This window comes from Streptomyces sp. NPDC005811, from assembly GCF_040630405.1.
Lineage (GTDB): Bacteria > Actinomycetota > Actinomycetes > Streptomycetales > Streptomycetaceae > Streptomyces.
Genome location: NZ_JBEXXK010000021.1, coordinates 138,602 through 151,948 on the forward strand (window position 1 = coordinate 138,602; position 13,347 = coordinate 151,948).

The 13,347-nt window shown below is 70.4% G+C and carries 13 protein-coding genes; 3 read left to right on the forward strand and 10 right to left on the reverse strand.

The features are described 5' to 3' along the window. Nucleotides 1–51 precede the first annotated feature (51 nt). Nucleotides 52–348 (reverse strand): hypothetical protein, encoded by a 297-nt coding sequence (locus tag ABZ490_RS23510; RefSeq protein ID WP_358993018.1) that lies wholly within the window; start codon nt 346–348, stop codon nt 52–54. 714 nt (nt 349–1,062) lie between these two features. On the opposite strand from ABZ490_RS23510, the gene ABZ490_RS23515 reads away from it, so the two are divergent. Then, nucleotides 1,063–1,335 carry a hypothetical protein gene (locus ABZ490_RS23515; protein WP_358993020.1) on the forward strand — a complete coding sequence of 91 codons (273 nt, stop codon included), beginning with the start codon at nt 1,063–1,065 and terminating at the stop codon, nt 1,333–1,335. A gap of 176 nt (nt 1,336–1,511) precedes the next feature. Here the strand turns inward: ABZ490_RS23515 and ABZ490_RS23520 are convergent, their stop codons facing one another. Beyond that, nucleotides 1,512–2,927, reverse strand: coding sequence for an amidase (locus ABZ490_RS23520; protein ID WP_358993022.1), 1,416 nt, complete (start codon nt 2,925–2,927; stop codon nt 1,512–1,514). 137 nt (nt 2,928–3,064) lie between these two features. Then, a complete protein-coding gene (locus ABZ490_RS23525) occupies nt 3,065–4,726 on the reverse strand; it encodes a CocE/NonD family hydrolase (protein ID WP_358993024.1) in 1,662 nt (553 codons plus the stop codon). A gap of 70 nt (nt 4,727–4,796) precedes the next feature. Here ABZ490_RS23525 and ABZ490_RS23530 point away from each other — a divergent pair, with 70 nt between their 5' ends. Beyond that, nucleotides 4,797–5,408, forward strand: a complete 612-nt coding sequence (locus ABZ490_RS23530; RefSeq protein WP_358993026.1) for a TetR/AcrR family transcriptional regulator — start codon at nt 4,797–4,799, stop codon at nt 5,406–5,408. Between the two features lie 58 nt (nt 5,409–5,466). Here the strand turns inward: ABZ490_RS23530 and ABZ490_RS23535 are convergent, their stop codons facing one another. The 7 genes from ABZ490_RS23535 to ABZ490_RS23565 form a co-directional block, all read right to left on the reverse strand. Then, a complete protein-coding gene (locus ABZ490_RS23535) occupies nt 5,467–7,026 on the reverse strand; it encodes a class I adenylate-forming enzyme family protein (protein ID WP_358993028.1) in 1,560 nt (519 codons plus the stop codon). A gap of 23 nt (nt 7,027–7,049) precedes the next feature. Beyond that, on the reverse strand, nt 7,050–7,526 hold the full coding sequence (locus tag ABZ490_RS23540) for a hypothetical protein (protein WP_358993030.1): 477 nt from the start codon (nt 7,524–7,526) through the stop codon (nt 7,050–7,052). A gap of 74 nt (nt 7,527–7,600) precedes the next feature. Then, nucleotides 7,601–8,407: an ATP-binding cassette domain-containing protein gene (locus ABZ490_RS23545; RefSeq protein WP_358993033.1), complete on the reverse strand. Its 807-nt coding sequence runs from the start codon at nt 8,405–8,407 to the stop codon at nt 7,601–7,603. Beyond that, a complete protein-coding gene (locus ABZ490_RS23550) occupies nt 8,404–9,399 on the reverse strand; it encodes an ABC transporter ATP-binding protein (protein ID WP_358993035.1) in 996 nt (331 codons plus the stop codon). The genes ABZ490_RS23545 and ABZ490_RS23550 overlap by 4 nt, the downstream gene beginning before the upstream one ends. After that, nucleotides 9,396–10,250 carry an ABC transporter permease gene (locus ABZ490_RS23555; protein WP_358993037.1) on the reverse strand — a complete coding sequence of 285 codons (855 nt, stop codon included), beginning with the start codon at nt 10,248–10,250 and terminating at the stop codon, nt 9,396–9,398. Before ABZ490_RS23555 ends, ABZ490_RS23550 begins: the two co-directional genes overlap by 4 nt. A 3-nt stretch (nt 10,251–10,253) precedes the next feature. After that, entirely contained in the window at nt 10,254–11,249 is a 996-nt protein-coding gene (locus tag ABZ490_RS23560) for an ABC transporter permease (RefSeq protein ID WP_358993039.1), read from the reverse strand. A 9-nt stretch (nt 11,250–11,258) separates the two neighbouring features. Then, the gene (locus ABZ490_RS23565; protein ID WP_358993041.1) at nt 11,259–12,893 is read right to left on the reverse strand and encodes an ABC transporter substrate-binding protein; all 1,635 of its coding nucleotides are present in this window, start codon (nt 12,891–12,893) and stop codon (nt 11,259–11,261) included. A gap of 243 nt (nt 12,894–13,136) precedes the next feature. Here ABZ490_RS23565 and ABZ490_RS23570 point away from each other — a divergent pair, with 243 nt between their 5' ends. Then, nucleotides 13,137–13,325 (forward strand): hypothetical protein, encoded by a 189-nt coding sequence (locus ABZ490_RS23570; RefSeq protein WP_358993043.1) that lies wholly within the window; start codon nt 13,137–13,139, stop codon nt 13,323–13,325. Nucleotides 13,326–13,347: the final 22 nt, after the last annotated feature.

Consider the following 13,347-nt stretch of genomic DNA (forward strand, 5'->3'; position numbering starts at 1 on the left):
CGGCCTTCTCTCTGGGGAAATCACCGGCCTGTCACGGTGGCAGGCGGGTGATCACTCTCTCTGGTGTGGCCGGGCGCCTGTCTCGGGGTGGAGGGGCTCGGCCAGCTCCACGTAGTCGACGCAGTCGACCTCCGTCAGGCGTCCGAGATCGCCGGGGGCGATCACCGCGGTCAGGACATCGCCCGCGGCCATCCCCACCCGTGCGCCGGCGTCGGTTATCTGCCGATGCTGTTCCTCGCCAGGCTCCCCTTTCACCCGGATGAGCACCCGGAAGGGAAGGGCGGCGACCGACTCACCGGCGTTCGCCAGCGCACGCCGTGCGGCGGAGCCGAGTTTGTCCGCGCGCATCGTCCCCACCTGCTCCGGTGAGTGGCCCTCGTCCGTAGGAACGCGGTGCGTCGACGTGCTGCTGTCGGCGACTGTTCCGCATTGCCTCTGTTACCACCGTAGGCATGACATGCGTCGCACGCCATTCCGCCGCGGACGGCCTCGGGCGGCTCCTTCAAGCACACCAACTGCCCACCCTCGACACAGGATCGCTTGCATCCGTGTCCCTCCGCGCCCGTCCGGCTTCCCGGCGGAACGCCCGCGCCTCGAGTCGCTGCGCCGATGGAGCCGGAGGCCGAGGTGTGCCACGGGAGGGGCGGGGCGGGCCAGGGCGACGAGCAGGACACGCATCGTCAGGCGACGGGCTCGCGGCAGGTCGTCCCGACCCTCACGCACGGTGGCGTACCCGACCTTCCTCGTGCGCCATGGACGGGGGACACCGGTGGCGTTCTCGTCCAGTAGTCAACCCATCGTGTACCTGCGGCGGTTGACGCACCGCCCTTGCGGCGACCGACGTAGCAGAGGGCGAACCACGCCAAGTTGAACGAGAAACCTCACGGTTGAACCGTGAAACTCTTTCCACGGTCGGCGGCTTGCCACCCTGCTCTGAGCAGCAGAAACTGTAGGTGATGACGTAGAGCCCACCTGCACATCATCCTCACCGAAGAGGACGCGGAAGCCGAACACGTCACGGAGCTGACCGGCTACCTGCGCGAAGAACTGCTCGATCTCGACGTGGACGACGTCACGGCGCTGTCCGGTGGACAGGTCCCGCCCGGAGCCCGGGCCGTGGACGTCACTCAGATCGGTGCCCTGCTGGTGTCCCTGGGCAGCTCGGCAACCGCCCTGAACCAGGTGATGACCGTGATCCGGTCATGGCTGGGCCGGCGCCATGACACCCACCCGTCCTCGCACCTGCAGCTGGGCGACGACGTCCTGGAGGTGTCCGAGGCGACCGGCGATCAGGTCGACGGGCAGAGTCGCTGGGGACCGGGCCGACGATGCTGACCGCCGCCGGCGTCGCCCTCGGGGGCGCGGTGCTGTCGCAGGTGCTGGCCCCCGAGACGAAGGGGAGGAGCCTCAGCGAGGCGGCGGCCGGATATGGGCACTGACGTGCGGTCGGCCGGCGTGGTGCAGTCGGTCCGGGTGCCCTGGACGACGGAGCATCCCCTGGTCGCGGCAGGTCACAGCTCGGGGTGCCGGGTGTGCCAGTCGGTCGCGCGCTGGTAGCGCGCGGCGACCGAGATCACGTCGGCATCGGCCCACAGGTGCCCGATGAACTGGAGGCCGATCGGCAGCCCCTCGGAGCCGAAGCCGCAGGGGACACTGATCGCGGGGAGCCCCGCGTGGCTGGGCGGCTCCGTCATCTGGTGGATCAGCAGGCCCAGCGGCATGGTCTCCCGGCCGTCGACCAGGCGCGTGGGGCCGTAGTCGCCGCCGTGCGGGAAGGCGGGGACGGGGGTGGTCGGGGTCACCAGCACGTCGGCCCCGGTCATCGCCGCGGCGAAGGCGTTGTAGATGTCGGTCTTCCCCTGCCGGAAGGCGGCGCTGACCTGACGCCCGGTGACGCTCTTGGCTCGTTCGGCCAGTTCCAGGATCATCGGCCACAGCTCCACGCCGTCGGCCTGCATCTGCTCGGCGAACTCCAGGTACTCGTATCCGTTGACGTGGTCGAAGAACCGCATCGTGTCGGGCAGCTGGATGCCGACCTCCTCGACGGTGGCGCCGGCGGCGCGCAGGTCGTCGAGGGCCTGGGTGAAGAGCCTGCGCACGTCGGGGTCGAGGACCCCCTGCCCGAGGTCGTGGCAGGCGGCGACGCGCACCCCGGTCAGGTCTCCCGGGGTGAGGGCGGCCTCGATGTAGTCGCGGGTGTCCCGGGGCACGGAGAACCGGTCGGAGGGATGGTGGCCGGCGGTCGCCTCCAGGACCGTCGCCGCGTCCAGCACGGTGCGGGCGAGGGGGCCGTCGGTGCTGTCGCCGTCCACGCCGGAGGCGGTGGGGACGCGGCCGATGGACGGCTTGATCCCCACCGCGCCGCACAAGGACGACGGCACCCGGATGGAGCCGCCACCGTCCGAGCCCCAGGCGACGGGGCCGACTCCGGCGACGACGGCCGCCGCGGCGCCGCCGCTGGAGCCGCCCGCGTTGTACCCCGGTCGCCAGGGCGTGCTGGTCGAGCCGGTCAGCTTGCTCTCGGTGACTCCGAGCAGTCCGAACTCGGGCGTGGTGGTCTTGCCCAGCAGGATGACGCCCTGTGCCTTGAGCCGCGCCCAGCCGATCGCGTCCTGTTCCGGCACGTTCTCGGCGAAGGCCGTGCATCCGTAGGTCGTCCGCACACCGGCGGTCTCGGCGAGGTCCTTCACCGTCATCGGGACCCCGAACAGCGGCGGCAGTTCCTCGCCGGCCCGCAGGCGCCGCTCGGCCTCCTCGGCGTCCGCCCGCGCCTGGTCGGCCGTCACCGTGACCATGATGTTCAGCACCGGATCCACCTGGTCCATCCGGTCGAGGGCGGCGTCGACCGCTTCGACCGGGGAGACTTCGCGGCGCCGGTACAGCTCACCGAGTTCTGCGGCGCTCTTCCAGCAAAGGTCGTCCGACATGCTGCCTCCTGGGCGGGGAATGATCGACGTTCGTGTCCTGGGGCGTTGGCGATGCAACGCGGGGAGGGTCTGCGGGGAGGGGCGGCGTCCGGTCGCGGTGCATGAGCCCACGGCACGATCACGCGCGGGAGGAGGCGTCACGCCGGGACGGAGATGGTGGGAAGGACGAGCCGCGCGCCCGAGAGGCCTCCGACGGCGAGGCACTGCGTGCTCGGGAGCCGCTTCGTCGTAAGCCAAGGGTTGCCCGCGGTGCCCGGATGGACGGCGGAGTGGGGGAAGTCGCTCGACTGGATCTGCAACTGGAGGCAGTGGCCCCTGCGCAGCCGGTACGCGTTGTCGTCCAGGGCCAGCGTCAGAGCGCCACCCGCCTGTTCGGACAGGACGGCGCGCCCCCACGAGATCGGGCGCGTCGTGCCGTCGGGGTGCACGTCCTGCAGCTTCGCGAAGACGTGCGTGGAGGGAGCCGAGAACGAGAGGGACCCCGTGAAGACGGGCTGACCGGCGAAGTCGACGTGGTCGCTCAAGGGTTCCGTCCGGAAGGACAGGACGTCGGGCCGGTCGGTGAGGTCCCGCTCGTCGGGGTACGACGCCAGCAGGTACCAGATCGCCTCGATGCCGGTGCTCGACGGGACAGGGTGGTCCGGGTCGTGGGTCCAGGTCAGCGAGGTCGTCTCGTCGTCCGGGGCAAGGCTCAGGGCGTACGTCCCGGTGAGGTGGAAGGTGAGCGGTTCGCTCGGCGGCGGGTACTCCTGCGAGGACTGCCAGCCCACGTGTCCGACGTGCCAGCGGGCGCGCGGGCGGGGCTTCGCCGGCCGTACGCCGTTGAGATGCTCGTCGAAGAAGTCCGCCACCTCGCCGCACTCGGTCTCGATCTTCTCGGCCAGGGCGGTGTCGCTGAGGTACGGGTTGCGGTCGTCCCCGGCGCCCACGTCCTGGAGCAGGTAACCCGAGTGGTCGGCCGATCCGGCGCGCAGGAAGTGCAGGTCGCGTTGGCCGGCCAGGGAGCGGAAGTGCCTCCAGTCGTGCAGTCCCAGGGGTGCCAGGCCGGGGTCGTACCAGTTCTGCCAGTGCAGGATGGGAATGGACGTGGTGTGGTACGGGTGCCGGTCGCCGTACGGGTTGTACCAGCCCTGGTCGACGGAGCGCTCCAGCATGTCCGTGGCCGCCCGGCACGCGCCGATCCGCGCGCGGGCCGCGGCGACGACGTTCTCGACGGAGTCCGCGCTCCAGTCGACGTCGGCGAGGTAGCCGTTGCGGTCGGTCCAGATCTGCAGGAGGTCGTTGAGCCCCGCGAGGTAGGGGACCTGCCGGCTCCACTGCGCGCCCACGTGGCCGGCGCCCATGTCGATGCCCGTCACCATCGGGACGGCCGCCCCGATGGCCGGATGGCCGCTCGCCACGGCGGCCCAGGTCGTGAAGCCGTAGTACGACTGGCCGGTCACCCCGACGCGGCCGTTGGACCAGGGCTGACGGATGATCCAGTCGACCGTGTCGTAGCCGTCGGCGACGTCGTGGGCGTAGGGCAGCGTCTCGCCGCCCGAGCGGAACTTGCCCCGCACGTCCTGGGTGACGAAGACGAAGCCGCGCGAGCGGTAGTACTCGGCCTCGAAGGTCAGGGCGGTGTAGCGGCTCGACTTGTCGTAGCAGGTCCGCACGAGAACGGCGGAATGGCTGGTAGCGCTGTCCGGCAGGTACACGTCCGTGGCGAGTGCGACACCGTCACGCATGGCGACCATGTGTTCGCGGGCGTGTTCGGACGGTGGTTCGGACGTCATGGTTTCGACGAGGGTGAAGCTCATGGCGTGCCTCCGAGATATATTTCGGTTGCTATACAACGGCGTCTGTGCAGCGTGCCAGACGAGGGTGGGCGTGACGGGCAAGGAGGTCCTGGTGCCGCGGTACGTGGATCCGGAGGAGCGTGTGCGCGACATCGTCGCGGCCTCGTTGCGGGCTTTGAGCGAGGGGGGACTGGCCGAGCTGACCCTGCGGAAGATCGCGCAGCGGATGGGCGGGTCCATCACGCTGATCACGCACTACTTCGCCAACCGCGAGGCCCTGCTCGACGCCGTGCTGGAGTACGTGCTGGCCGACGCGGACGCCATCCTCGGTGATCTGGAGCAGATCGCGGACCCGCGGGAACGTCTGCGGGTCGCGCTGGAGTGGTTCCTGCCGGACACCGAGGAGGCGCTGACGCAGGAGCGCGCACGCGTGGCGTTGCTGACGCATCAGGGCGCGGAGCCCGTCATCGGACGGCACCTCCAGCGCATGGAGCCGGCGATGCGGGCGGTCCTGGTGCGGGCCGTGGAGGAGCTGGTGCCGGCCGACGAACTGGACGGCACGGTCGACATGGTGCGGGTGTGGGTGTCCGGCATAGCCCTCTCCGTGGTCGAGCACCCGGAGATCTGGACGCCCGAGCGTCAACGGGCCACGCTGGAGCGCTTTCTGAAGGTGCTGTCGTTCGTGGAAGTCCCGGCCCGCTGAGGGTGGGCGGCGGGGAAGCGGACCGGCCGGTGCTCGCCGGTCGGTCCGCCGCCCCGGTTCAGGAGGCACGCAGGTCCACGACATGGTCGCCGTGCGGTTCGGCGCGGAGCTCCGCCTTCGCGATCTTCCCGCTGGCGGTGTAGGGGAGGCTGTCGCGGAACTCGACATAGCGCGGCACCTTGAAACGGGCGAGCCCCTGAAGGCACCACGCCTCGATCTCCCGGGCGGTCAGGGTCGCCCCCGGCTTGAGGACGACGACGGCCTTGACCTCTTCGTCGCGCTGGGGGTCGGGCACCGGGACGACGCCGACCTCGTCCACCTCCGGCAGGGCCATGATCTGCAGCTCGACCTCGGCGGCGGCGATGTTCTCGCCGCTGCGGCGGATGACGTCGCGGAGGCGGCCCTCGTAGAAGTGCTGCCCGTCGGCGTTCTTGCGGACGATGTCGCCGGTGCGGAACCAGCCGCCGGGCAGGAAGAGTTCGGCGTTGGCCTCGGGGCGGTTGTGGTAGCCGAGCATCATGCCGGGGCCGCGCAGGCACAGCTCGCCGGAGCGGCCCGGTTCGACCTCGTCGCCGCCCCGGTCGATGATCTTCGACTCCCGCAGGGGGAAGCACCAGCCCATGGATCCGGTGCCGACCGTGTCGGTGCGGTCGTAGGGGACGTAGGTGCCGTTGCCGACCTCCGTACTGGCGTACACCTCGCGGGCCCGCAGACCGAAGCGCCGCTCCAGGGGCTCGTGCAGCGAGGGCGGCAGCGCGGCCACGGGCGCCTTCGTCAGGGCGAGCCGCCGGTCGGCCGCGCTCTCCGGGAGGTCGAGCATGCCCTCGTCGATCCACGCCATGTCGATCCGGTGGTCGACCAGCCAGTTCATGAACTTGCGCCGGCTCAGCCCCGCGGTGACGTACAGGCCCCCTCCGCCGGCCAGCGCCATCATCAGATAGGCCTGGTTCTGCATGTAGTAGAAGGGATGGTCCGCCAGGATCCGCCGCGCGTCGCCCAGTGCCGAGCCGTAGACGCCGATGTGGATCCAGTAGGTGTGGGTGAGCAGACACCCCTTGGGCAGTCCGGTCGTGCCGGACGTGAACTGGATGTTGACCACCTCCCCGGGATCGGCCCGGTGGCTGCGCGGTTCCGGCTCCTGTGCCGTGAGCGCCCCGAAGCCGTGCCCGCCCCCGACGGGCTCACCGACGGCGATGATCCGTTCGCTCGGGACGGGGCCGATGTGTCCCTCGGCGAGCGCACCGGTCACGACATCGTCGGCGGCGACGAGCCAGCGGGCGCCGGCGTCGCTCAGCACGAAGTCGATCTCCCGTGGCGTGTACCTGGGGTTCATCGGCACGGCGACCGCGCCCGCTTCGATGACCGCGAGCCAGGTCAGCGGGAACTCCACCTGGTTGCGCAGCATGATGCCGACCTTGTCGCCGGGGGTGATGCCGAGGCGTTCGAGGCCGGTACGCACCCGGCTGATCCCCTCACGCAGTTCCGCCCAGGTCAGGGTGGGGCCGCCGCCCTCGATGTGGGTGAGCGCGAGGTGGTCAGGCCACTGCTCGGCGGCGTAGTCCAGCGCCTCGGGGATGGTCATGTCCGCGAGGTGTCGCTGGTGTGCGTTCAGTTCCATGCTTCGTGCCTCTCTACGGCGGTTCAGACGGTGGACCACAGGGCGCGCTGCGTGGCGACGAATCCGGGCCGCTCCCGGCCTTTGACCTCGGCGCGCAGGTCGGTGACGACGAGGTGGCCCTGTTCCCCGCGGTCGATGACCTCGCGGACGTGGCCGTGGACGCGGAACGGGTCGCTGGTGCGGATCACCGAGACGAAGCGGACGTTGTCGAGTCCGTAGTTCCAGGCGATCCACGGGCCTTCGGACCACACGGAGTGGTTGCACAGCACGTCCAGCAGGCTGAGCAGGTGGAAGCCCTCCACCAGGTCGTCGCCGTAGCCGCCCTCGCCCTCGTAGGCGTGGGGGTACTCGTCGTGGTAGGACGCCTTCTCGAAGTCCTTCGTGCGGTCGTCGTCGACGACGAACCAGGGCGTGGTGAACGTCCCGCCCAGCAGTGCCGGTGCCTGGGAGGGGTGGGCAACGGTCAGGGTCGTGGCTCCCTCGGTGGAGAGGATGCCCATGAGCGGCTCCTTTGTGTAGCGATTGCTTTATTACGAGGTCATGGGTCCGCCCGGTGCAGGCGGACCGGGGGATGTCAGGCGCTTCGGCGGCGGGGCTGCCAGCCGGGCCTGGGTACGGCGTCCAGCAGTTCCTGGGTGTACGGGTCCTGGGGGTGGTCCAGCACGTCGGCGGTGCGTCCCCGTTCGACGACGCGACCGCCCCGCATGACCAGGCAGTGGTCGGTGATCTGGCGGACCACGGCCAGGTCGTGCGAGACGAACAGGAAGGCCACCGTGGTGCGTTCGCGGATGTCGGTGAGCAGGTTCAATACCTGTGCCTGCACGCTGACGTCGAGGGCGGCGACGGCCTCGTCGAGGATGAGGATCTCCGGTTCCAGGGCCAAGGCCCTTGCGATGGCCACGCGTTGCCGTTGCCCGCCCGACAGGTCGCGCGGGAGCCGCTGCGCGTGCTGTTCGTCGAGCCCGACCTCGGTCAGCAGGCCCACCGCCCGTTCCATGGCCGCGGCGCGCCCGAGACCGATGCGCACGCGCAGCAGTTCCGTCAGCCCGGCGCCGATGCGCTGGCGTGGGTCGAGGGAGGCGAAGGGATCCTGGAAGACCATCTGCACGGGGCGTGCGGCGGTGTCCTTCCGGCGGCCGGAGACGGTGACGGTGCCGCTCGTGGCGCGCTCCAGCCCGGCGACGATGCGCGCGGTCGTGGTCTTGCCCGAGCCGGACTCGCCCACGACGGCCAGCGAGCCACCGCGTTCCAGCGTGAAGCCGACGTCGTCGACGGCGACGAGTGTCTCCGCCGCCCGCGAGCGTGCGGGGAACTCCTTGCGCAGATGCTCCACGACGAGCACGGGACCGGCGTCCCGGGGCGGGACGATCGCCTCGGTCATGAGTGCACCACCCGGGGAAGCTCGGCGGCGATCTCTTCCACTCGGTGGCAGGCGACCAACCGGTCCTCCACGGTGCGTAGTCGGGGCCGGTCCTGCCGGCATTCCTCGGTGGCGAAACGGCAGCGCGCGGCGAACGCGCAGCCCGGTCCCGCCTCGTACGCCGAAATCGGCCGGCCGGGGATCGGCTCCAGCCGGGTCACCGCCGTCGCGCTCGGCCGGCAGGCGAGCAGCCCTGCCGTGTACGGGTGCAGGGGGCGTGAGTGGACCTTCGCCGTGGCTCCTCGTTCGACGACCGTCCCCGCGTACATGACGGCGAGGGTGTCCGTCACGGCGGCGGCCAGATCCAGGTCGTGGGAGATGAAGAGCAGACCGAGGTTCCGCTCCCGGATCTGTTCCTGGAGGATCGCCACGACCTCCGACTGCACGGTCACGTCCAGCGCCGTGGTGGGTTCGTCCGCGAAGACCAGCTTGGGTGAGGGCAGCAGTGCCGCGACGATCATCATGCGTTGCAGCAGGCCGCCGGAGAGCTGGTGCGGGTACTGGGCCAGGCGGTGTTCGGGATCGGCGATACCGATCCCGGCCATGATCTCGCACGCGCGCTGCCGGGCCTCCCGCGCTCCGAGTAGCTTGCCCGCCACGACTCCTTCGACGAGGAAGTCGCCGATCGTGCGCAGGGGGTTGGTGTGGGCGCGCGGATCCTGGTGGACGAGTGCGACGTCGCGCGAGCGGTAGGCGGCGAGTTCGCGACGCGGGAGACCGAGCACCGACCGCCCCTCGAAATCGATCCGTCCGGACGTCACGGCGTGCCGGGGAAGCAGCCGCATCGCGGACTTGACCAGCATCGACTTGCCCGAGCCGGATTCGCCCACCAGGCCGACGGTCTCGCCTGCCGCCACCGTCAGATCCACGCCATGGACCAACGTGCGACGGTGTGCGCGGTCGCCGGCCGTGATGCCGACGTCCCGCATCTCCAGCAGTGGCGCGCTGTTCATCGGGCCCCTCCGAACCGCTGGGTCAGGCGTTCGCCCAGCATGTTGAACGCCACCACGGAGACGACGATGCACAGGCCCGCCGCCATGCTCTGCTGGACGGCCCCGTCCAGCACCTCGGACCGGCCGTCGGCCACCATCACGCCCCATTCCGCCGTGGGCGGTTGAATGCCGAGCCCCAGGAACGACACCGCTCCGAAGTCCATCAGCGCGGAGCCGAAGCCGATCGTCGCCTGGGCCAGCACGATCGGCGCCACGTTGGGCAGCAGGTGCCGGGTGCAGATCCGCCAGGTCGACAGGCCCGCCAACTGGAGCGCTTCGACATAGGGCAGCTGCCGCTGCCGTACCGCGACACTGCGCACCACCCGGGCGACGTACGGCGTGTAGACGAGGGTGAGGGCCAGGACCGGTGCCCAGAAGCCGGCGCCGAAGACCGCCGCGGCGACGACGGCCACCAGCACGCCCGGGATCGCGAACAGCAGGGTCAGGGCCCGGTTCAGCAGCCGGTCCACCCAGCCACCGTGCCAGGCCGCGGCGAGCGCCAGCAGGGTGCCGAGGCCGGCGCTGCCCAGCACGATGATGCCCGGGCCCGCGAAGCTCAGCCGGGTTCCGGCCAGCGCCCGCGAGAAGACGTCACGGCCCAGGGAGTCGGTGCCGAACAGGTGCGTGCCGCTCGGGCCCTCGCTCGCGGCGAGGAGGTCGGTGGCCGCCGGGTCGTGCGGGGCGATCCAGGGTCCGGTCACCGCGAGGACCAACAGAGCGGCGGCCACCGCGGCCGAGACCAGGAACAGCGGGTCACCGAGACGCGCGCGGCCGGCGCTTCGCAGACGGAGGGTTGCTGTGAGGGTGGCCATCGGTCAGCGTCCTTTCCTCAGCCGGGGGTCCAGCAGGTGCTGACCGGCGTCGAGCAGTGTGGTGACGACGACGAACACGCCGACGATCAGGACGCTGACTCCCGTCACCACGGGGTAGTCCTTGGCGGAGACGCTTCTGATCAGCAGTGAGCCGATGCCGTCGATGCCGAAGGCGGGCTCCACGACCACGGCGCCGGCCACCAGACCGGCCACGGTCAGCCCGGACGCGGTCAGGAGGGGCAGGGCGGCGTTGCGCAGGATGTGCCGCCGGAAGATCCAGGAGCGGGGCAGGCCCCGCCCGCGGCCGGTCTGGACGTGTTCGGCCTCGGCCTCCTCGCCGATCGCGCTGGAGGTCAACTGGCTGAGATAGGCGGCGTATCCGATCGACAGGGCGATCGCGGGGAGGGTCAGGTGCCACAGCCGGTCGGTGAAGCCGCCGCCCGCGCCGCTGGTCGGGAACCACCCGAGGTTCACCGCGAAGACGCTGATCAGAAGAGTGGTGGCGACGAAGGACGGAACGGCGACCCCCAGCCCGGACAGGGCGTTGACCACGGGGCGCCACCGTGGACTCGTCCCCCCGATCCCGCCCAGGAGCAGGCCCGCGGCGAGGATGAGGAGCGCGGACATGCCCACGAGCAGGAACGTGGTGAGCAGCCTGGGTGCCAGCAGATCGGAGACCGGCTGCCGGTAGGTCAGCGAGGTGCCGAGGTCCCCGTGCAGCGCGCCGGTCAGCCAGTGCCGGTAGCGCTCCGGCATCGGCTCGTCCAGGCCGAGTTCGGTGCGCATCGCGGCGCGCGCGGAGTCCGAGGCGTGCGGTCCCAACAGCTGGGCCACCGGGTCACCGGGAGCCCGGGCGAGCACGGCGAACAGGAGGAAGGAGGCGCACAGGACGGTGGCCGCGGGGCCGAGGACGTACTTCGCCATCAGGGTCAGGGCGGGGTGGCGCCAGGGGGTGCGGAGCCGGGCCGGGGGACCGGCCACGGAGAGGGACACGGACATGACTGGCTCCTACTTGTGTGCGGCGCCGACGTACGCCATCTGCGGCATGGACCAGTAGGCGAACGAGGTGATCGCCCCGGTCAGCCGGTTGTTCAGGAAGGTCGTGGTGTTCGTGGAGACCAGCGGGATGATCGCGTCGGCCTTCTCGTACAGGGCCTGCATCGCGACGACCGTCCGGGCCCGGCGTGCCCCGTCGAAGGTGCTGCGGGCTTCGTCGAAGAGCTGGGTGACCTGGGGGTCGTCGTAGTCGGTGTAGTTGTAGGTCACCTTCGGCAGGTAGCAGAAGCCGATCGTCTCCAGCGGGTCGGGTGCGGCGCTGAAGTTCGACGACAGCATGAGGTCGACGCCCTTGCGCTGGGAGGCGTCGTAGCCCGCCTGCGCGTAGACCAACGGCTGCATGCTCTGGATCCTGATGTCCAGGCCCGCCTGCCGGCCCTGCTGTTGCAGCAACTGAGCCGTCCGGGACTGGGTGTCGTCGCCGGCGGAGATCGCCAGGACGATCCGCTGTCCCTTGTAGGAGGAGGCCTTGATCAGCTTCTTCGCCGCGTCCATGTCGTAGGACCGTGTCGTCTCGAAGGTCCTGTACGCCTTCTCGTAGACGGCGCGTTGGGCGTTCGGCCAGGTCGCGGGGGCCGTCATGGTGTACAGCGGGGTGGCGGCCCCGTGGAACACGGCCTTGGCGAGGGCCGCGCGGTCGATGATCCGCTGAAGGGCGGCACGCAGCTTGCCGTCGGCCATCACGCCGTCCGGGCGGGAGACGTAGATTCCCACCGACTGGGGGGACGGGCCGAAGGTCAGCCGTCCCTTCGTGGACCTGCGAAGAGCGGGCACGGAGGAGGCGGTCAGTTCGTAGGCGCCGTCGATCTCGCCGGCGTCCAGTGACTGGGCGAGGGACGTGGCGTCGGTGATGAAGGTGAACTTGACCGACTTGGCGAACGGGCGCCGGTCGGGGTTCCAGTAGGCGTCGTTACGGGTCATGGTGATGCTGTCGCCGCTGACCCACTTGTCGAGCCTGTACGGCCCGCTGCACATCAGGCCGCCGGCCGGTGTGCCGAGCCTGGAGCCCGCCTTCTCGGTGAACGTCTTCTTCATGACGGCCACGTTGGCCAGTTCGCTGGTGAACATCTCGTCCGGTCGCCTGAACGTGACGACGACCTCGTCGGCGGCCGTTGCCTTGATGGACCGGACGTCGGCGAAGAGGTAGCTGGCGATCTTCGACGGATCGGCGCCCCAGCGCAGGCTGTAGGCGACGTCCTCCGCGGTGACGGTGGATCCGTCCCAGAACGTGACGTCAGGGCGGATCGTGAGCACGAGCTTGGTCGGCGACTGCTGCCGGTAGGTCGCGAGGCCGGGCCCGAGGTTGAACTTCGCGTCCAGGGTCAGCACGGAGTCGCAGAGATTGCGGACCACCTGACCGCTCTGAGGGGTCGCCGCGTTGCCCGGATCCAGTGTGTCCGGTTCCCCGCCGGTGAGGTTCCAGGTGATCCGGTCGACGTCCCCCTTCGCCGGGGGAAGTGCGGAGACCAGGTCCCCGGCGGCGACCGGTGTCTGTCCGCCCGACGTGCCGCCGGAACACGCCGTGAGCGTGGACGCGGCCAGCACGAGGCCGGCCATCGCGGCCCTCGGGAGGTGTCGTGTCGCCATCGGGACGCTCCTTCGTCGCAGCCTGTGGCCACTTCCGAGCCAAGGTGACGGCGAATGTATAGCGAGTGATGTACAACAGGCAATGTGTGATCCGGGGATTTCTCAGGTCGTGACCTTCGGCCGCTGGTGCGGCGTGGCCGTGCAGGCGGCGGACTCTGGTGGGGCCCTCGGCGCCACCGGGTGTCGATTGCCGGTGCTGCGAAGCGGCCCGGTGCTACGAAGTGCAGCCTTCAGGGCGTACGGGTGAACACGATTTCCCCGGGCCTGGTCGACACCTCCGGCTACTCGGACCCCGACGGCACGGTCGCCCGGTGGACCGCCGCATCCGGCATGAGCCTCGCCGACTTCCGCCGGCAGCTGGTGAAGGGTCAGAACGTCACGACCGGCCGCATGGCCGAGCCCATCGACGGCGGTACCCTCAAGACCGTCTGAAGCGAGATCGGCAGGCGTTCGG